This window comes from Azospirillum thermophilum (assembly GCF_003130795.1).
Taxonomy (GTDB): Bacteria; Pseudomonadota; Alphaproteobacteria; order Azospirillales; family Azospirillaceae; genus Azospirillum; species Azospirillum thermophilum.
On the sequence record NZ_CP029353.1, the window covers coordinates 2,261,068 to 2,279,642 of the forward strand.

The 18,575-nt window shown below is 72.1% G+C and carries 17 protein-coding genes; 9 read left to right on the forward strand and 8 right to left on the reverse strand.

Annotation, left to right across the window (positions count from 1 at the left end):
• The first annotated feature begins 329 nt into the window (after positions 1 to 329).
• Together DEW08_RS17070 and purH are read left to right on the forward strand one after the other, a co-directional pair.
• The gene (locus tag DEW08_RS17070; RefSeq protein ID WP_109329107.1) at positions 330 to 1,991 is read left to right on the forward strand and encodes a heparinase II/III family protein; all 1,662 of its coding nucleotides are present in this window, start codon (positions 330 to 332) and stop codon (positions 1,989 to 1,991) included.
• Positions 1,992 to 2,194: 203 nt separating this feature from the next.
• Entirely contained in the window at positions 2,195 to 3,799 is a 1,605-nt protein-coding gene (gene purH, locus DEW08_RS17075) for a bifunctional phosphoribosylaminoimidazolecarboxamide formyltransferase/IMP cyclohydrolase (protein ID WP_109329109.1), read from the forward strand.
• A gap of 94 nt (positions 3,800 to 3,893) precedes the next feature.
• Here the strand turns inward: purH and DEW08_RS17080 are convergent, their stop codons facing one another.
• The 3 genes from DEW08_RS17080 to DEW08_RS17090 form a co-directional block, all read right to left on the reverse strand.
• Positions 3,894 to 4,124 carry a hypothetical protein gene (locus DEW08_RS17080; RefSeq protein WP_109329111.1) on the reverse strand — a complete coding sequence of 77 codons (231 nt, stop codon included), beginning with the start codon at positions 4,122 to 4,124 and terminating at the stop codon, positions 3,894 to 3,896.
• Positions 4,125 to 4,211: 87 nt separating this feature from the next.
• Positions 4,212 to 5,522, reverse strand: coding sequence for an MFS transporter (locus tag DEW08_RS17085; protein WP_109329113.1), 1,311 nt, complete (start codon positions 5,520 to 5,522; stop codon positions 4,212 to 4,214).
• The gene (locus tag DEW08_RS17090) at positions 5,519 to 7,189 is read right to left on the reverse strand and encodes a tetratricopeptide repeat protein (RefSeq protein WP_109329115.1); all 1,671 of its coding nucleotides are present in this window, start codon (positions 7,187 to 7,189) and stop codon (positions 5,519 to 5,521) included. Before DEW08_RS17090 ends, DEW08_RS17085 begins: the two co-directional genes overlap by 4 nt.
• Positions 7,190 to 7,377: 188 nt before the next feature.
• On the opposite strand from DEW08_RS17090, the gene DEW08_RS17095 reads away from it, so the two are divergent.
• Positions 7,378 to 8,961 carry an adenosine deaminase family protein gene (locus DEW08_RS17095; protein WP_245986364.1) on the forward strand — a complete coding sequence of 528 codons (1,584 nt, stop codon included), beginning with the start codon at positions 7,378 to 7,380 and terminating at the stop codon, positions 8,959 to 8,961.
• A 286-nt stretch (positions 8,962 to 9,247) separates the two neighbouring features.
• On the opposite strand, the gene rsmB is transcribed toward DEW08_RS17095, so the two are convergent.
• The 4 genes from rsmB to htpX all read right to left on the reverse strand — a co-directional run bounded on the left by rsmB (position 9,248) and on the right by htpX (position 13,367).
• Entirely contained in the window at positions 9,248 to 10,543 is a 1,296-nt protein-coding gene (gene rsmB / locus DEW08_RS17100) for a 16S rRNA (cytosine(967)-C(5))-methyltransferase RsmB (protein WP_109329929.1), read from the reverse strand.
• Positions 10,544 to 10,613: 70 nt separating this feature from the next.
• The gene (locus tag DEW08_RS17105) at positions 10,614 to 11,309 is read right to left on the reverse strand and encodes a hypothetical protein (protein ID WP_109329119.1); all 696 of its coding nucleotides are present in this window, start codon (positions 11,307 to 11,309) and stop codon (positions 10,614 to 10,616) included.
• Positions 11,310 to 11,343: 34 nt separating this feature from the next.
• Positions 11,344 to 12,276 (reverse strand): exopolyphosphatase, encoded by a 933-nt coding sequence (locus tag DEW08_RS17110; protein ID WP_109329121.1) that lies wholly within the window; start codon positions 12,274 to 12,276, stop codon positions 11,344 to 11,346.
• Between the two features lie 104 nt (positions 12,277 to 12,380).
• Positions 12,381 to 13,367 (reverse strand): zinc metalloprotease HtpX, encoded by a 987-nt coding sequence (gene htpX / locus DEW08_RS17115; protein WP_109329123.1) that lies wholly within the window; start codon positions 13,365 to 13,367, stop codon positions 12,381 to 12,383.
• A 140-nt stretch (positions 13,368 to 13,507) separates the two neighbouring features.
• On the opposite strand from htpX, the gene DEW08_RS17120 reads away from it, so the two are divergent.
• A complete protein-coding gene (locus tag DEW08_RS17120) occupies positions 13,508 to 13,717 on the forward strand; it encodes a DUF1674 domain-containing protein (protein WP_109329931.1) in 210 nt (69 codons plus the stop codon).
• On the opposite strand, the gene DEW08_RS17125 is transcribed toward DEW08_RS17120, so the two are convergent.
• Positions 13,692 to 14,561 (reverse strand): MBL fold metallo-hydrolase, encoded by an 870-nt coding sequence (locus DEW08_RS17125; RefSeq protein WP_109329933.1) that lies wholly within the window; start codon positions 14,559 to 14,561, stop codon positions 13,692 to 13,694. The genes DEW08_RS17120 and DEW08_RS17125 overlap by 26 nt on opposite strands.
• Before the next feature lie 540 nt (positions 14,562 to 15,101).
• On the opposite strand from DEW08_RS17125, the gene tsaD reads away from it, so the two are divergent.
• From tsaD to DEW08_RS17150, 5 genes are all read left to right on the forward strand, one after another.
• Positions 15,102 to 16,175, forward strand: coding sequence for a tRNA (adenosine(37)-N6)-threonylcarbamoyltransferase complex transferase subunit TsaD (gene tsaD, locus DEW08_RS17130; protein WP_109329125.1), 1,074 nt, complete (start codon positions 15,102 to 15,104; stop codon positions 16,173 to 16,175).
• A gap of 11 nt (positions 16,176 to 16,186) precedes the next feature.
• Positions 16,187 to 16,666, forward strand: a complete 480-nt coding sequence (locus tag DEW08_RS17135; RefSeq protein WP_109329127.1) for a GNAT family N-acetyltransferase — start codon at positions 16,187 to 16,189, stop codon at positions 16,664 to 16,666.
• A 76-nt stretch (positions 16,667 to 16,742) separates the two neighbouring features.
• Positions 16,743 to 17,768 (forward strand): NAD(P)H-dependent glycerol-3-phosphate dehydrogenase, encoded by a 1,026-nt coding sequence (locus DEW08_RS17140; RefSeq protein WP_109329129.1) that lies wholly within the window; start codon positions 16,743 to 16,745, stop codon positions 17,766 to 17,768.
• 83 nt (positions 17,769 to 17,851) lie between these two features.
• Positions 17,852 to 18,136, forward strand: coding sequence for a YciI family protein (locus tag DEW08_RS17145; RefSeq protein ID WP_109329131.1), 285 nt, complete (start codon positions 17,852 to 17,854; stop codon positions 18,134 to 18,136).
• 18 nt (positions 18,137 to 18,154) lie between these two features.
• Positions 18,155 to 18,568, forward strand: a complete 414-nt coding sequence (locus DEW08_RS17150; protein ID WP_109329133.1) for an EVE domain-containing protein — start codon at positions 18,155 to 18,157, stop codon at positions 18,566 to 18,568.
• Positions 18,569 to 18,575: the final 7 nt, after the last annotated feature.

An 18,575-nucleotide genomic window follows, 5' to 3' on the forward strand; every position in this document is an offset into this window, starting at 1 on the left:
GCATGCGAACGGACCTGCCAACTCCTTGACCTTGCACCGAAAGGTCCGCCTGCACCCCATTGTGCACGGGAAGAACGCTGCACAACGTGCTGAACGGCGCCCGGTCCCTCTCCGCCGCTCCCCACCCGTCATCCCCTGCCCGCCGGAAACCGGAGGCGATTGCGGCGGGCCGAGCGAAGCGGTTGCTTGCGGCGGTCGCAGCGAATTGATACCACACGAGTCATGTCCCTGACCGTCCAGCCGCAGGCCGCCGGACATCCGGCAGTCCACCCCACGCGTGTCGAAGCGTCGGCCGTTCCCTCCCTTCCCGTCGGGCGGGGGTGAGCGGGATGTCGGGCGTGCGCGGCACCTTCGGACGGATCAAGGACGGCGTGACGCAGATCGCCTACGGCAATCCGCTCTATGCGCTGATGCTGGGCGGACGGGCGCCGACGACGCTGGCCGTGGTTCCTCCCGATCCCTGGCCGGGCGACGCGACCGACGGATCCGCCCTGCTGGCCGGCGTCCTGCGATTCGCCGGCCAGACCATCGCCATCGACCCGACCGCGGAGCCGCGCTGGCGCCCCCAGGGGGCGACCCGCCGCTGGATCGACGATTTCCACCGCTTCGACTGGATGCGCGACCTGCGGGCGGTCGGCGGCGACATGGCGCGGCGGCGGGCCCGCGTGCTGGTGTGGTCCTGGCTCGACCACAACGGAGGCTGGAACGCGCAGAGCTGGGCGCCGCCGGTGCTGGGGGCGCGCATCGCCAACTGGATCGGGCTTCACGACTTCTACTGCGCCTCGGCGGACGACGATTTCCGGGCGCGGGTCTTCGACAGCCTCGCCCGGCAGGTCCGCCACCTCGCCCGCGTCGCCCCCGGACCGCTCGACGGGGAGGAGCTGATCGCCGCGCTGAAGGGGCTGATCTATGGCGGCTTCTGCCTGCCCGACCACGAGAAGGCCGGCTACGAGGCGCTGAAGCTGCTGGAGCGCGAGCTGCCGCGGCAGATCCTGCCGGACGGCGGCCATGTCGAGCGCAACCCCTCCATCCAGCTCCGCGTGCTGCGCGACCTGATCGACATCCGCGCCGTGCTGCGGGTCGCCAAGGTCGAGGTGCCGGAGTCGCTGCAGCACGCCATCGACCGGATGACGCCGGCGCTGCGCTTCTTCCGCCACGGCGACGGCGGGCTCGCCCTGTTCAACGGCGGGCGGGAGGAGGAGACGGCGCTGGTCGACACGGTGCTGGCCCAGGCCGACGCCCGCGGCCGGCCGCTGAAGAGCGCGCCGCACACCGGGTTCGAGCGGCTGATCGCCGGCCGCACGCTGGTCCTGCTCGACACCGGGGCGCCGCCGCCGGCCGGCCTCGACGAGCTGGCCCATGCCGGCACCCTGTCGATGGAGGTCTCGGTCGGCAAGGAGCGGCTGATCGTCAATTGCGGCAGCCATCCCTCGCGCACCGGCCCCTGGCGGCGGGCGCTGGCCGGCACCGCCGCCCACTCCACCGTGGTGATCGCCGACACCAACTCCGCCGAGGTGCTGGAGGAGGGCGGGCTCGGCCGCCGCCCCTCGCATGTGAGCTGCGAGCGGCAGGAGGCGGACGGCGCCATGCTGGTGGTCGCCACCCACAACGGCTACAGCCGCGGCTTCGGCTTCATCCACCGGCGGCGCGTCTACCTCGCCGACAACGGCGAGGACCTGCGCGGCGAGGACATGCTGGAGCCGGTGATCGGCGCCAGCCCGACCGGCCAGCCCTTCGCCATCCGCTTCCACCTGCATCCCGGCGTCCAGGCCTCGCTGATCCAGGGCGGGGCACAGGTCCTGCTGCGGACGGCGGGCGGCGCCGGCTGGCGCATGCGGGCGACCGGCGCCCTGCTGGAGCTGGAGGAGAGCATCTACATGGGCAGCGGCGACGAGCCGCGCCGCAGCACGCAGATCGTGATGAACGGGCATACCGGACCCGAGGGGCTGACGGTCAAATGGGCCTTGCGCCGGGAGCGGAAGGCGGCGTAGATCCCGCGCATCCGCGGTGGCCGGCCCCGTTCGTGCGCAGACGCCCGTTCGAATGCGGATGAAGGGGGCGGAGACCAGGGTTCAGGCCAGGAATGCGCACGGATGGAGAGCCGGCTTCGTCCGTGCTTTTCTTATTCCGCGGTCCGTCCTCGTCTTCGTCGCGCTCTCGCGGTCCTAGCAACTGCAGCGATCAGGATCACGCCATGAGCCCGCCCAAAGCCAACCACGGTCCCGCCCCCGACAAGGTCCGCATCACCCGCGCCCTGATCTCCGTCTCCGACAAGGCGGGGCTGGTCGAGCTCGGCAAGGCGCTCGCGGCCCGCGGCGTCGAGATCCTCTCCACCGGCGGCTCCGCCCAGCGGCTGGCCGAGGCCGGCGTGCCGGTCAAGGAGGTCTCCGACCACACCGGCTTTCCGGAGATCATGGACGGCCGCGTCAAGACGCTGCACCCGCGGGTCCATGGCGGCATCCTCGCCCGCCGCGACATCCATGCCGCCGCGATGGCCGAGCACGACATCCCGCCGATCGACCTGGTGGTGGTGAACCTCTACCCGTTCGAAGCGACGGTCGCCAAGGGCGCCTCCTACGACGACTGCGTGGAGAACATCGACATCGGCGGGCCGGCGATGATCCGCGCCGCCGCCAAGAACCACGACTTCGTCACCATCGTCACCGAGCCGTCCGACTACGAGGCGGTGATGGACGAGCTGGCGACCAACGACGGCTGCACCACGCTGGCGCTGCGCCGCCGGCTGGCCCAGCGCGCCTATGCCCGCACCGCCGCCTATGACGCCGCCATCTCCACCTGGCTGGCCGGCCGGCTCGGCGAGACCTTCCCGCCGCGCGTCACCCTGTCGGGCAGCCTGGCGCAGACCCTGCGCTACGGCGAGAATCCGCACCAGCAGGCCGCCTTCTACGTGACCGGCGAGGCGCGGCCGGGCGTCGCCACCGCGGTCCAGCTCCAGGGCAAGGAGCTGTCCTACAACAACCTGAACGACACCGACGCCGCCTTCGAGCTGGTCGCCGAGTTCGAGCAGCCGGCCGTCGCCATCATCAAGCACGCCAACCCCTGCGGCGTCGCCCAGGGCTCCTCGATCCTCGAGGCCTACAAGGCGGCGCTGCTCTGCGATCCGGTCAGCGCCTTCGGCGGCATCATCGCCGTCAACCGGACGCTGGACGCCGAGACCGCCGAGGAGATCTCCAAGCTCTTCGCCGAGGTGGTGATCGCGCCGGAGGCCGACGAGGCCGCCCGCGCCGTGCTCGCCACCAAGAAGAACCTGCGCGTCCTGCTGACCCGCGACCTGCCGGACCCGGCGGCGCCCGGCATGATGATCAAGCACCTGTCCGGCGGCTTCCTGCTGCAGAACCGCGACAGCGGCCGCGTCGACCCGGCCGGGCTGAAGGTGGTGACCAAGCGCGCCCCGACCGCGCAGGAGCTGGCCGACCTGCTGTTCGCCTTCCGCGTGGCGAAGCACGTCAAGTCGAACGCCATCGTCTATGCCAGGAACGGCGCCACGGTCGGCGTCGGCGCCGGCCAGATGAGCCGCGTCGACTCGGCCCGCATCGCCGCCATCAAGTCGGGCGAGGCCGCCAAGGCCGCCGGCCTGCCGGAGCCGCTGACCAAGGGCTCGGTCGTCGCGTCGGACGCCTTCTTCCCGTTCGCCGACGGCCTGCTGGCCGCGGCCGAGGCCGGCGTCACGGCGGTGATCCAGCCGGGCGGCTCGATCCGCGACAACGAGGTCATCGCCGCCGCCGACGAGAAGGGTCTGGCGATGGTCCTCACCGGCATGCGCCACTTCCGGCACTGAGCCGGTTCAGGGCGCACGGACCGTGCGGAGGCCCCTTCCCTCACCCGGGAAGGGGCTTCTGCTTGCCGGCGTGTGGATCGGGAAGGCCGCCGCGTCAGCCGCGCGGCCGGAACATTCCGCCCCACAGCGCGCCCGGCAGCTCCGCGCCGAGAGCCGAGGCGGGCAGCCGGCCCGTGGCGACCAGCGCCATCATCAAGGCGGGATGGGCGGCCGGGCGGTGGGCGCCCTCGGGCGTCTTGCCCTGGGCGTCATCCGTCTCCGGGTCGTTGGCGGCGAGCGCCTCGTTGATATGGGCGAAGGCCTCGATATCCTTGATGTGCAGCATGGTGCGTGTGTCCCCTCTGCTCGACGGTCCTGTCGGGCCATTGTGCGTCGCAGCAAAACCAGGGTAACAGTCGCGGGCCGGAAAATCTCAGGTGCTGGCGGCATGCCGCCCATGCGCCGGCTCGCGCACGGTCAGCATAAGCCCAAACCCGACGACAAAGAAAGCCACGACCGACGCCATGCCCGCACGCTGGCTCCCGAAGGCGGCGGTGGCGAGCGAGAAGGCCAGCGGCCCGAAGAAGCCGACGAAGCGGCCGGTCAGGCTGTAGAGCCCGAACATCTCCCCCGTCATGCCGGGCGGGGAGAGGCGGGCCATCAGCGACCGCCCCGCCGCCTGCGCCGGCCCGAAGAAGACGCCGAGGCCGAGCGCCAGCACCCAGAACCACGCCTTGTCGGTCGCCAGCAGGAGCGGGACGCCGAAGGCGGTCATCGCGGCAAGGCTGAGCAGGATCACCGGCTTGGCACCGGCCCGGTCGTCCATCCAGGCGAAGCCGATGGCCCCGGCGCCGGCCACCACGTTCAGCGCGATGGCGAACAGCACGATCTCCTCGAAGCTCATGCCGAAGGCCCCGGCGGCGAACAGCCCGCCGAACAGCGTGATGGTGTTGATGCCGTCGCGGTAGAAGGCGCTGGCGATCAGGTAGCGCAGGATCTCGCCGTAGGAGCGCGCCTCGGCCAGCGTGCGGCGAAGGGTCGCGAGGCCCTCCCGCACCGCCTGCCCCAGCGGCCGGCCGCTCGCCGGCTCGTCCGGCACCCAGAGGAAGAACGGCAGGGCGAACAGCCCGTACCACAGGGCTGCCAGCAGGGCGGTGGCGCGGATGTTCGCCTGCTCGCCCCAGTCGGCCCAGGCGAGCCCGAGCAGCCCGAACAGCGGCGCCTCGGCCTTCACGAAGCCGAACAGCGCGATGACGAGACAGGCCAGCCCGCCGAGATAGCCGACGCCCCAGCCCCAGCCGGAGATGCGGCCCAGCATGGCCGGCGGTGCCAGCCCCGGCAGGCTGGCGTTGTAGAAGACGTTGCCGAGTTCGAAGGCCACGGTCGCGACCACCACGCAGACCAGGGCGAAGCCGGCGAAGGCCGGGTCGGGCCTGACCCACCACAGGGCGGCGGTGAAGAGGACCGTGACGCCGGTGAACAGGGCGAGCCAGGGCTTGCGCCGGCCGCTGCGGTCGGCGATGGCGCCGAGCACCGGGCTCAGCACCGCGATGGCGACGCCCGCCACCGTCATGGCCGCACTCCAGCGCGCCGGCCCCTCGACCGGGTCGCCGACCACGCCGCGGGCGAAATAGACCGCGAAGACGAAGGTGGTGATGATGGTGTTGTAGGCGGAGTTGGCCCAGTCGTAGAGGCACCAGGAGAGAACCGCGCGGCGGTCGGGGGCGGCCGGCCTCCCGCTCATCCCACCGACCCGCCGATGATCCCGTCGCCGCTGCCGCCGGTGACCCCGAAGGAGATCTGGTTGTTGTCGTAGCGGGCGACGATGCGCAGCCGGTCGCCCGGCAGCACCTTGATCGGCGCGTCGAGGAAGGTCATCGCCTGCTTCCAGTGGTTGGTCCGCGACCGGCTGCCGGAGTGATAGACGACCTCGTCGTCCATGAAGAGGTCGAACCAGAAGGCGATGCCGTGGCAGGTGCCGGCGGCGGTGACCGTCACCTCGATCTCGCGCTCGCCGGTCTCCGGCATGTTGCGCGTGAAGTCGAAGTCGAGCGCCGCGAAGCTCTGCGACAGCGGGACATGGGCGTCGGCGGCGAGGTCGATCTGCTGATAGCCGGGGGAGCGGAAGACGTCGAAGGTCGACATGTCGAAGCCGGCGACCTGCCCGACCGGGTTGATGCGCGCCAGCTCCGGCGTCTCCACCAGCATGGCGTGGACGGTGGAGGCGCGCGGGATGATGGCGCCGTCGGGCTTCACCAGATGGGTGCGGGCATGCTGCAGGACCGAGAGCATGCGGGGGGCGAGCATGCCGATGTTGATCAGCTCGGACACGAAGACGTCGGCCTTCTCCGGCAGGTCGCCGCCCTCGCCGACGCCGAGCTGGGTCGACAGCTTCGGCACCACCGAGATGCGGTCGCCGTAGCCGTTGTTGGCCACCGTCTCCCTGGCGACGCGGGCGAGGATGGGGTTCACCTCGCAGGTCACCACCTGCTTCGCCCCGGCGCGGGCGGCCATCATGGCGACGATGCCGGAGCCGGTGCCGATCTCCAGCACCAGCGAGTCGGGCTTCACCGCGCGCTTCAGCGCCGCCTCGTAGGCGTCGTTGCGCTCGAAGTCGTTGATCATCGGCAGGTGCCAGCCGGGCACGGCGTTGGAGTAGATCAGCCGGCGGGTGAACTGGACCAGCGGATGGTCGGGGGCGATGGCCCGCGCCTCCTCGATGGCGTCGATCGCCTCGTTGGCGCGGTCGAGGCTCTGCAGCACGTGCGCCAGCCCGACGCGGGCCGGGATGAAGCGGGGAGCCGCCTCCAGCACGATGCGGAAGGCCTCCTCCGCCTCGGCCAGCAGGCCGCGGGTGGAGAGCAGCTCCGCCAGGTTGTAGCGGGCGTCGAGATAGTCGGGCGCCAGCTCCAGGGCCCGGGCGAGATGGCCCTGCGCCTCCTCCAGCCGGCCGAGGTCGCGCAGGGTGGCGGCGAGGAAGTTGTGCATCTCCGGCGCCTCGGCCTTGAGGGCCAGGGCGGCGCGGAACGCCTCCTCCGCCTCCTCCAGCCGGGCGAGCGCCTTCAGCGCGTTGCCGAGGTTGCCGTGCAGCTCCGGCAGCCGGTCGTTGACGGCGAGGGCGGCGCGGAACGCCTCCTCCGCCTCGCCGGCCCGGCCGAGCTGGAAGAGCAGGCTGCCGCGGCTGTTGTGGAAGGAGGGGTCGGAGCCGTCCTCGGCGATCGCCTGGGCGAACAGGTCGAGCGCCGCATCGGCGTGGCCGGTGTGGGCGGCGACGAGGCCCAGCAGGTGGAGCGCCCCCGCGTTGTCCGGGTCGGCCGCCAGCAGCGCCCGGCAGGCCGCCTCCGCCCCCGGCAGGTCGTTGGCCCGGAACAGGCGGATGGCGTCGGACAGGCTGGGCTGGGTATCGGACATCGCTTCGGCTCCGGAGCGTCGGGAACGGTCTCTATCGCAGACTCTTCGTCGCACCATTGCGGGAATTGCGCAACCTTTCCAGGGGCCTCCGGGCGGTTTCGGGCCGGGCGGGCGATCTGCGCCATTGCACCGGGGAGATTATGCCGCCATGGTTTCCCGTAAAGGCTGTATCCGGGGGATGATGGACCATGACGATTCGCGGCATGACGATTCGCGGCCGCAAGGGGCGCGGCCGGGCGGAACGGGGGCTGCGCGGCTCCGTGCTGGCGCTTCTCCTGCTGGGTGGCTGCGCCACCGCCGGCGGCGGCGCGGCGGTGGACGACACGGCCTCGGCCGGCGGGGCCGCGGCGCGGCGGCTGGAGGCGGTGCGCCACAGCCCGCCGGAGCTGCGCGCCTTCCTCGCCCGCATGCCCAAGGGGGCCGACCTGCACAGCCACCTGACCGGCGCCGTCTATGCCGAGACCTATGTCGCGGTCGCGGCGGCGAACAAGCTCTGCTTCTCCCGGACGACCCAGTCGCTGACCCCGCCGCCCTGCAGGACCGCCGACAAGGAGGTGTCGCTGGAGGGGGTGGAGACCAACCCGACGCTCTACGCCCAGGTGGTCAACGCCCTGTCCACCCGCAACGCGCTGCCGGTGTCGGGCTTCAGCCTACATGACCAGTTCTTCGTCACCTTCGGCCGCTTCCGCGCCGCCAACGACGACGTCGGGCTGCTGCTGGCCGAGGTGGTGGACCGCGCCGGGCGCCAGGGCGTCCAGCATGTCGAGCTGATGGTGTCCTTCGGCACCGGCGACGCCGGCAAGGTCGGCACCGCCACCCCCTGGACCGGCGACCTGCCGGCCACCGCCGACGCGCTGACGCCGAAGCTCGCCGCCCTGGTCCCCACGGCCCGCGCCGGCATCGACTCGGCGGAGGCCCGCATGCGCGCCCTGCTCGGCTGCGGCACCCCGGCGGCGAAGCCGGGCTGCGGCGTCTCCGTCCGTTACCTGCAGCAGGTGACGCGCACCATGCCGCCGGGGCCGGTCTTCGCCCAGACCCTGTTCAACGCGCTGCTCGCCCAGGCCGATCCGCGGGTGGTCGGGCTGAACTTCGTGGCGCCGGAGGATTATCCGGTGGCGCTCGCCGACTATGACCTGCACATGCGGATGATCGCAGAGGTCCGCCGCCGCCTGCCGCAGACCAACGTGGCGCTGCATGCCGGCGAACTCACCCTCGGTCTCGTCCCGCCGGAGGAGCTGCGCAGCCACATCCGCAAGGCGGTGGAGGTCGCCGGCGCCAGGCGCATCGGCCACGGCGTCGACGTGATGTACGAGGACGACCCCCAATCGCTGCTGCGCACCATGGCCGAGCGCAAGGTGGCGGTGGAGATCAACCTGACCAGCAACGACGTCATCCTCGGCGTCGCCGGCAAGGCGCACCCCTTCCCGGTCTACCGCGCCGCCGGCGTCCCCACCGTCATCTCGACCGACGACGAGGGCGTCAGCCGCATCGACCTGACCCACGAGCTGGGCCGGGCGGTGACCGAGTTCGGCCTGACCTACGCCGACCTCGTCGCGCTGGCCCGCAACAGCCTGGAGTACAGCTTCCTGCCCGGCGCCAGCCTGTGGCGCGACGGCGGACGCCCGGTCGAAGCCTGCGCCGTCCCGCCCGCCGCCCAGGTTCCGCCGGCCTGCCGGACCTTCCTCGACGGCAGCGAGAAGGCCCGCGTGCAGTGGCGCCTGGAGCAGGCGCTGGCCGCCTTCGACCGTGAGGTCGCAACCCAGGATCCGTGAGGTCGCGGCGGGCCGGCCGCAGGACCGCCCCGGGCATGGCACCGCCTTGGGCAATTGTGCGGCCGGTTTCCGCCGCACAATTGCCGCGACGGCCGATCCTCGATGCGGAACAATGGGTTGAGCCGATGCGCCCAGGACCATTGGTGTGCAAATGATGCACAATCCGGGCACGCTTCGGCCGGGCACACTCCGGCGGTCGACGGAATGAGTTTAGGCGCACCCGCCGGTGGCCGCAACGATCGCCGGAAACGGACCCGGCCCCGGCACCGCCCCGTGTGCGGGCGCCCTACTCCGCCTTCCGGCGCAGGCGGGCGACGAAGAAGCCGTCGACGCCGCCGAGGTCGGCGAGCATGCCGGGCAGCGAGCGGACCTCGCCGCGGTCGTTGACGATCTCCGTCAGGCCGCCCAGTTCGTCGGGCGTGACGGGGTGACGCTCGACGCGCTCGTCCCTGGACAGCAGGCGGTCGATCTGCGCCTCGCCCTCCTCCGGCTGGATGGAGCAGGTGCAATAGACCAGCGTGCCGCCGGGCTTCACCAGATCCACCGCATGGGCGAGCAGCCGGCTCTGGGCACGGGCGAGCTTGGCGATGTCGTCGGGGGTCTTGAGGCGCAGGATGTCGGGATGGCGGCGGATCGCGCCGGTCGCCGAGCAGGGCGCGTCGAGCAGCACGGCGTCGGCCGGCTCCTCCGCCGTCCAGGTCGCGGCGTCGGCGGCCAGCACCTCCGCCTCCAGATGCAGGCGGGACAGGTTCTCCGCCACCCGCTCCAGCCGCCGGGCGGACCGGTCGAGCGCCACCACCCGCGCGCCCTGGGCGGCGAGCTGCGCGGTCTTGCCGCCGGGCGCGGCACAGAGGTCGAAGACGCGCCTGCCCCGCAGGTCGCCGAACAGCTTGGCGGGCAGCGACGCGGCCAGATCCTGCACCCACCACACCCCTTCGGCGAAGCCCGGCAGCTCGGTGATCGACCCGCCGGAGGGACGGCGCAGCGTGCCGGTGGGCAGCAGCCGGGCCTGCAGCCGCTCCGCCCACAGCTCCGGATCGGCCTTGACGGTGAGGTCCAGCGGCGCCTCGTGCAGGTGGGCCTCGACGATGCCGCGGGTGCGGCCGGTGCCGTAGGCGGTGCGCCAGGACAGCCACAGCCAGTCCGGCGTGTTCAGCCGCCCGGCGTCCTGCTGGTCGGCCATCGCCTTGCCCTCGCGCCCGATCCGGCGCAGCACGGCGTTGATCAGCCCCTTGTAGGGCGCCGCGCCGCGCGCCTCCGCCAGCTCCACCGCCGTGTCGACCGCGGCATGGGCGGGCGTGCCGAGGAAGACGAGCTGCGCCGTGCCGAGCCGCAGGATGTCGTGCACCGTCGCCTTGGGCAGCCCGGGCTTGGTCAGGCAGGCCAGGACCAGCGCATCGATCTGGCCCAGCCGCCGCAGCACGGTCGCGACGAGCAGGCGGGCGAAGCTGCGGTCGCGCGGATCGAGCCCCGACAGCTCCGGATGCGCATCGAAGGCGTCATCGAAGGGGACGGACTTGCGCAGCACGTCGCGCAGCAGGTCGAGCGCGACGCCGCGGGCGGCGATGGTCGTTTCGGTCATGATGGGGATGTAGCGCGCCTGACGCCGGGTGTCGATGGGGCGTGTGCGCACGGCAGGGCACGACGGAGCGTCATGCCGCCAGCGCGACGTCCTCCACCACATAGACCGGCCCCCTGCGGTCGCGGTCCAGGCGCAGGATGAAGCGGTTGCGGCCGCCGGCCTTCATGGTCCACAGCCTGCCCTCGTAGCCCGGCAGCGAGCGGAGGTCGAGTTCGGGCGGGACCGGGTTTCCGCCCAGCCGCTTCAGCGTGCGGTCGGCGCGCACCCGCTCGTCGGGCGGCAGGGCGGCCAGAGCGCGGGCGTCGTAGCGGTCGCTCTTCACATAGCGGGTGCCGTGGCCCTGGATCGGGCTGGACGGGCCGCCGGGATCGGCGAGCGCGCGCGCCGCCAGCAGCGACCAGCGCGCCTCGCCGCACAGCGCGGAGGCCTCCTCGTGCACCGCCTCCACCCGGTCGAGCAGGCCGGGGAAATGCGGCATCAGCTCCCGCCGCTTGAAGGCGATGGCGCGCATCGTGTGCTCCACCGCCGCCCAGGCGGCCTTGCCGGCCTGCGGGAACTCCTCCGTCTCCGCCCGCAGCAACGGGCCGATCCAGCGCGCCTCGCCGCCGGCGGCCAGGACGGCCAGCTCGGCACGCAGCCCGGCCAGCGCCCGGTCCAGCCCCAGCTCCGCCGCCGCGATGGCGGCCTCCGCCGCCGCGGCCGTGACATCGGGGGTGAAGGGGGCCAGCCAGCCCTCGTCGAAGAGGCTGCGGGTCGCGAAGGTCATCGGGAGCCTGCCGGGGACGCTGTAAAGGAAACGGTCAGCCGTCCGTTTGCATACGGGCGACGATCGCCTCCAGTACCGCGTCGGCCTTGTCGTTGTCCACCTGGCAGGTGCCGGCCGCCTCGTGCCCGCCGCCGCCCTGTTCCAGCATCAGCAGGCCGATGTTGGTGCGGGAGCTGCGGTTCAGGATGGACTTGCCGCAGGCGAGCACGGTGTTCTGCTGCTTCAGCCCCCACATCACGTGGATCGACACGTTGGCCTGGGGGAACAGCGCATAGATCATGAAGCGGTTGCCGGCATAGATCGTCTCCTCCCGCCGCAGGTCGAGGACGACGACGTTGCCCCGCTGGGTGGCGCAGCGGTCGATCTGGTCGAGGAAGTAGCCGGTGTGCTGCTGGTAGAGCTCCACCCGCTCCTTCACGTCGGGCAGGTCCAGGATCTGCTCGATGGTATGGTTCCGGCAGTAGTCGATCAGATCCATCATGAGCTGGTAGTTCGACACCCGGAAGTCGCGGAAGCGGCCGAGCCCGGTGCGCGCGTCCATGATGAAGTTCAGCAGGGTCCAGCCTTGCGGGGCCAGGATGTCCTCGCGGCTGTAGCGGGCGGAGTCGGCCTGGTCGACCGCCGCCATCATCTCGTCGGAGATGGTGGGGAAGCGCTGCTTGCCGCCGTAGTAATTGTAGACGACGCGGGCGGCGGAAGGGGCGGCGGGGTCGATGACGTGGTTGTCGCGCCGGCCGACCCGCACCGTCTCCGACAGGTGGTGGTCGAAGACGAGGTGGGCGCCCTCGACATAGGGCAGGTTGGTGGTGATGTCGCGGCCGGTGATCTCGATCTTGCCGTCCTGCATGTCCTTGGGATGCACGAACTTGATCTCGTCGAGGATGCCCAGCTCCTTCAGGAGCACGGCGCACACCAGCCCGTCGAAGTCGGAGCGAGTGACGAGACGGTACTTCTCGTGGTCGGACATGGAACCTTCCCTGCCATCCGTTCGGGTTGCGCTGTGCCGGAGGATGGACGACCGATCCCCCGGCACGCAACCCCTATCGAACGGAACCCGTCGGGCGGGAAGGCTCAGCCCCAGGGGCCGCGGGGGCGCTGCGGCGGAACGTCGCCGGGCCGGGTCCAGCCGCCGCTGCTGCGGCTGCCGCCGCCATTCCAGCCACCACCACCCCGGCCGCCGCCCCAACCGCCGCCAAAGCCGCCGCCGGAGCCGGCCATCACCTGCAGGCGGTGGACCCGCTCCTCCATCGACGGGTGGGTGGAGAACAGGTCGGCGAAGCTGCGGCCATGCAACGGGTTGGCGATGAACAGGTGCGCGGTCGCCGGATGCACCTCGGCCTGCGGGTTGGGGATCTGGTTGGCGTAGCCGTGGATGCTGGCCAGCGCGTCGGCCAGCCAGAGCGGACGGCCGCAGATCTCGGCACCGATGCGGTCGGCCTCGAACTCGCGGGTGCGGCTGATCGCCATCTGGACGACCATCGCGGCGATCGGCGCGAGGATCGCCACCAGGATGCCGCCGACGACGCCGAGCGGGCTGCCGCCGCGTTCGTCGTTGCTGCCGCCGCCGAAGAACAGGCCGAAGTTGGTGAGCATGGAGATGGCGCCGGCGATGGTCGCCGTCACCGTCATGATCAGGGTGTCGCGGTTCTTCACATGCGCCAGCTCGTGCGCCATGACGCCGGCGATCTGCTCGGGCGTCAGCATGCGCAGCAGGCCGGTGGTCGCGGCGACCGCGGCGTGCTCCGGGTCGCGGCCGGTGGCGAAGGCGTTGGGCTGGTCGGTCTCGATGATGTAGACGCGCGGCATGGGCAGGCCGGCGCGCTCGGCGAGCTGGGCCACGATCGCGTGGAATTCGGGGGCCGTGTAGCCGTCGACCTCCCGCGCCCCGTACATGGACAGCACCATGTCGCCGGAGTTCCAGTAGGAGAACAGGTTCATCGCCATCGCCACCAGGAAGGCGACGATCAGCCCGCCCTTCCCGCCCAGCAGATAGCCGACCCCCATGAAGAGGGCGGTCAGGCCGGCGAGGAGGACTGCGGTCTTGAAATAGCTGGTCATGGTCCGTCTTGCGTCGTCGTCACGCCCGCGGCGCGGGTCTTCCCGCCGGGCGTTACCGATGATATGGGCTTGCCGGGAGACCCCGTTCAAGGCGGCGATCCGCCGCTGCAATCCCCCGCCCGCCGTCCCATATGATTGCCATGACCGACAAGACCCCCACCCCCGCCACCACTCCGCCCGCCGATCCGCAGGCGGATCCGAACCCTGCGGCCAAGGACGCCGCCGAAGCCGTGCCGGCCGGCACCCTGACGGGACCGGAGCAGAAGCCGGGCGAGATCGGCGGACCCAAGGGACCGGAACCGACCCGCTACGGCGACTGGGAGTTCAAGGGCCGCTGCTCCGACTTCTGAGATCCGGCCCCTCGGCCGGGCGCCGGGCGAAGCGGGCGAGATCCTGCGGATCGTGGGAGCAGAACAGCCGGACCTCGCCGCCATGGTCGCGGACGAGGCCGCGCAGCCTGTCCTGGTTGGCGAGACGGGCGGCCCGGTCGCTGTCCATCATCCGCTGATAGGCCCGTGCTCCCGGCGGGCACCAGGGGCGGTCGGGATCGACCTCGCGATGGAAGAAATAGGCGTCGCCGGCGTGGAGCAGCCAGCCCCCGCCGTCGCGCACCGCGACGCCGCAATGGCCCCAGGTATGGCCGACCAGCGGCACCAGCAGGATGTCCGGCGGCAGCCCCTTGAGGTCGCGCACCGCGTCGAAGCCGAACCAGGGCTCGCCGCCGGCCTCGTAGGCCTGCCAGTTCACCCCCTCGTCCCACTGGAGCGGGCGGTAGCGCCGCGACCCGGTAAAGCCCTGCCGCCGGGTCCGCGCCGCCTCCAGCTCGCGGCCGAAGACGTGGACGGTGGCGTTGGGGAAATCTTCGATCCCGCCGGCATGGTCGAAGTCCAGATGGGTCACCACGATGTGCCGCACGTCGGCGGCGTGGAATCCCAGCCGCTCCACCGCGCGCAGCGCCGTGTCCTCCTCGCGCAGGCGGATGCGGTCGAGCGCCAGGAAGAAGGCGCTGAGCCGCGGCAGCGGCCGGCGGACGTCGCCCAGCCCGAAGCCGGTGTCGACCAGCACCAGCCCCTGCGCCGTCTCGATCAGCAGGCAATGGCAGACGAGATGGGCCGACACTCCGCGGCTGGTGCCGTCCATCAGCCAGCCGCCGAACGGGCACATCGTCCCGCAGTTCAGATGATGGATGCGCATGTCCACCCGCCCCGTTGTCCGCAGTCCAGACGAGAACAGCGGCCGGGGACGGCCATTCCCGGGGATGGCCGTTCCAGGTGGGCTTTGCCGTGGGCCATGGCCATGGTAAGGTCGCGGGCAAGGAGGTGACGCGCCGTCCGGGCTCCTGAGGTGGGGCCGGTTTCCCGACCCCACCCTTGCGGTTCCTAGCTGTCCCCGGTCCTGTTGAAGCCGGCTTCGAACTCGATCTTCAACCGGAACCAGAAACGGCGGAACCACTTCAGGTAGCTTTTCAAGCGCGTCACCTCCTTTCGCGTCGTCCGGGAACGGCCCGTCCGACCGGAGCAGGATATTGGGGCGGCCGGCCGCGGGCCAGCCGGAAAAGAGTACATCCGCGTGTCGACTCGCGCTTGTGGACGCGTGCCGGGCGGTGGAGTTCGCCCGGTTCTCCGCGCCCCCCCCGCAAGTGGTGGCGGACGCCCCTGGGGAGATTCGACGGACGGGCAGACCCGCGCGTCAAATCGATTCCGATTTCGCGCGATCCGCTCTAGGGTTGCCGGCATGATCGTTCTTGGACTCGAAACGAGCTGCGACGAGACGGCGGCCGCGGTGGTGACCGACGCGCGGGAGATCCGCGCCGACGTCGTGCTCTCCCAGCTCGACGACCACACCCCCTATGGCGGCGTGGTGCCGGAGATCGCGGCCCGCGCCCATCTGCAACATCTCGACGGGCTGATCCGCCGCGCCATGGCCGATGCCGGAATCGGCTTCGGCGACCTCGACGCGGTGGCGGCGACCGGCGGGCCGGGGCTGATCGGCGGCGTGATCGTCGGGGTGATGACCGCCAAGGCCATCGCCGCGGCGCGCGACCTGCCCTTCGTCGCGGTCAACCATCTGGAAGGCCATGCGCTGACCGCCCGGCTGACCGACGACGTGCCCTTTCCCTACCTGCTGCTGCTGGTGTCGGGCGGCCATTGCCAGCTCCTGGTGGTGGAGGGGGTCGGGCAGTACCGGCGGCTCGGCACCACCATCGACGACGCGGTGGGCGAGGCGTTCGACAAGACCGCCAAGCTGCTCGGCCTCGGCTATCCCGGCGGGCCGCTGGTGGAGAAGGCGGCGGCCCGCGCCGCCAACCCCGGCCGGTTCGAGCTGCCGCGCCCGATGATCGGGCGGCCGGGCTGCGACTTCTCCTTCTCCGGCCTGAAGACGGCGGTGCGCCGCCATGTCGAGGAACTGGGCGGCCGGCTGACCGACGCCGACCGCGACGACCTCGCCGCCGCCTTCCAGGCGACGGTGGCGGAGGTGATGGCCGACCGCTGCGCCCGCGCCATGAGACTGTTCCGGCAGGCCCACCCGCAGGGCGGCGCGCTGGTGGTGGCCGGCGGGGTCGCCGCCAACAAGGCGCTGCGCGCCCGGCTCGCGTCGCTGGCGGAGCGGGAAGGGATGCCCTTCGTCGCGCCGCCGCTGCGGCTGTGCACCGACAACGCGGCGATGATCGCCTGGGCGGGGATCGAGCGGCTGCGCCGCGGCGAGACCGACCCGCTGAGCTTCGCGCCGCGCCCGCGCTGGCCGCTCGACCCCTCCGCCGCGCCGGTGATCGGCCGGGCCGGGGTGGGGTCGGGCGTGAAGGCCTGACGGGGGCGGCGATGACCGGGACCGGCGCCCTGCGATTCCGCGTGGCCGGGAAGGCCGACCTGCCGGCGCTGGTGCGGCTGATCGCCGACGATGCCCTGGCCACCGGCGGCGACGTTTATGGTGAGCCGCTCGACCCCGCCTATGCCGAGGCCTTCGACCGCATGGCAGCCCAGCCGGGCAACCGCTTCGTCCTGGCGGAGATCGCGGGCGAGGCGGTCGGCTGCTTCCAGGTCACCGTGACGCACGGGCTGTCGCGCCGTGGCGCCGCGCGGGCGACCATCGAGTCGGTGAAGGTGGCGAGCGGCCGGCGCGGCCAGGGCATCGGGGCGGCGATGATGCGCCATGCCATCGCGCTGGCCGAGGCGGAGGGCTGCGCCCTGGTGCAGCTGACCACCCAGACGGCACGCGCCGACGCCCACCGCTTCTACGAGAGGCTGGGTTTCCGCGCCACCCATCTGGGCATGAAGCTGGCACTGCCCGCGAAAGGCTGAGCCGCGCGCTTGCAGTCGACATATCGCTTTGCCTAAACAGGGCCGGCTTATCCGGATCGGCAGCAAGGGCATTCCCATGACTGAGTCCCAGCGGGCGGCATTCCAGTTCCGGCGCATCGGCGTCATCGGTGGCGGGGCCTGGGGCACCGCGCTGGCCCTGGCGGCCCTGCGCGCCGGCCGCGAGACCCTGCTGTGGGCCCGCGAGCCGGCGGTGGTCGAGGCCATCCGCGCCACGCGGGAGAATCGCGACTATCTGCCCGGCGTGCCGCTGCCCGAGGCGCTGGAGGTCACCGACGATCTTGCCGGCATCGGCGCCTGCGACGCCGTGCTGCTGGTCAGCCCGGCGCAGCACGCCCGCGCCGTGTCGGCCCGGCTCGCCCCCCATCTGCGGCCCGGCGTCCCGGTGGTGATCTGCGCCAAGGGGATCGAGCTGGACAGCCACGCCCTGATGAGCGAGGCGGTGGGCGCCGCCCTGCCCGCCGGCCAGCCGGTCGCCGTGCTGTCCGGCCCGACCTTCGCGGCGGAGGTGGCGCGCGGCCTGCCCACCGCGGTGACGCTGGCCTGCGCCGACACGGCGCTGGGCACCGCGCTGGTCGAGGCGCTGGGCAGCCGGACCTTCCGCCCCTACCGGTCCGACGACGTGGTCGGCGCGCAGGTCGGCGGGGCGGTGAAGAACGTGCTGGCCATCGCCTGCGGCGTGGTGGAGGGGCGCCGGCTGGGCGACAACGCGCGGGCGGCGCTGATCACCCGCGGGCTGGCCGAGATCACCCGGCTGGCGCTGGCGCTGGGCGGCCGGGCGGAGACGCTGATGGGGCTGTCGGGGCTGGGCGACCTCACCCTCACCTGCTCCAGCCTGCAGTCGCGCAACATGTCGCTGGGGGCGGCGCTGGGCGAGGGCAGGACGCTGCAGGACATCCTGGCCGCCCGCCGCTCGGTGGCGGAGGGCGTCTACACCGCCGCCGCCGTGGTCGGGCTGGCGGCGAAGCGGGGGGTCGACATGCCGATCTGCCAGGCGGTCGACGCCACGCTGAACCACGGCGCCCGGCTGGAGGAGACGATCGACGGGCTGCTGTCCCGCCCCTTCCGCGGCGAATGGCACTGACGGGCCGGGGGTGATCCGCGTGCTTCCGCCCCGGCCGCGGCTGCGCTAGGCTCCCCCTCCATCGATCGGGGAGGAGACGTCCCATGCTCTACATGTTCCATTGCACCGACAAGGCCGGCGCCGCCGAGATCCGGCAAACCAACCGCGCCGCCCATCTGGCCTATCTGGAGGCCAGCGCCGCCCGCATCTTCGCCGCCGGCCCGCTGCTGTCCGACGACGGCCAGGGCATGGTCGGCAGCCTGCTGGTCGTGGAGTGCGCCGACGCCGCCGAGGCGCAGCGCTTCGCCGACGAGGACCCCTATGCCAGGGCGGGCCTGTTCGAGAGCGTGGTGATCCGGCCCTGGCGCCGGGTCTACCCGAAGGGCTGAGCGGGGAGCGGTCGCGCCATGGCCCACTGGCTGGTCAAGTCGGAGCCCGTCAAGTACTCCTGGGACCGCATGGTCGCGGACGGCGTCACCCATTGGGACGGCGTGCGCAATCACCAGGCCTCCAACAATCTGAAGGCGATGCAGGTCGGCGACCGCGCCTTCTTCTACCATTCGAACGAGGGGCTGGAGGTGGTCGGTGTCGTCGAGGTCGCCCGCACCTACTATCCGGACCCCAGCGACCCCGCCGGCCGGTTCGGCATGGTGGACATGCGGGCGGTGATGCCGGTGCAGACCCCGGTCACGCTGAAGCAGATGAAGGCCGACCCGCTGCTGCAGGGCATGGCGCTGGTGCGCCAGTCGCGCCTGTCGGTCTGCCCGGTGACGGACGAGGAGTGGGCCCGCGTCTGCGAGCTGGCGGGGATCGAAGCCTAGGACGGGA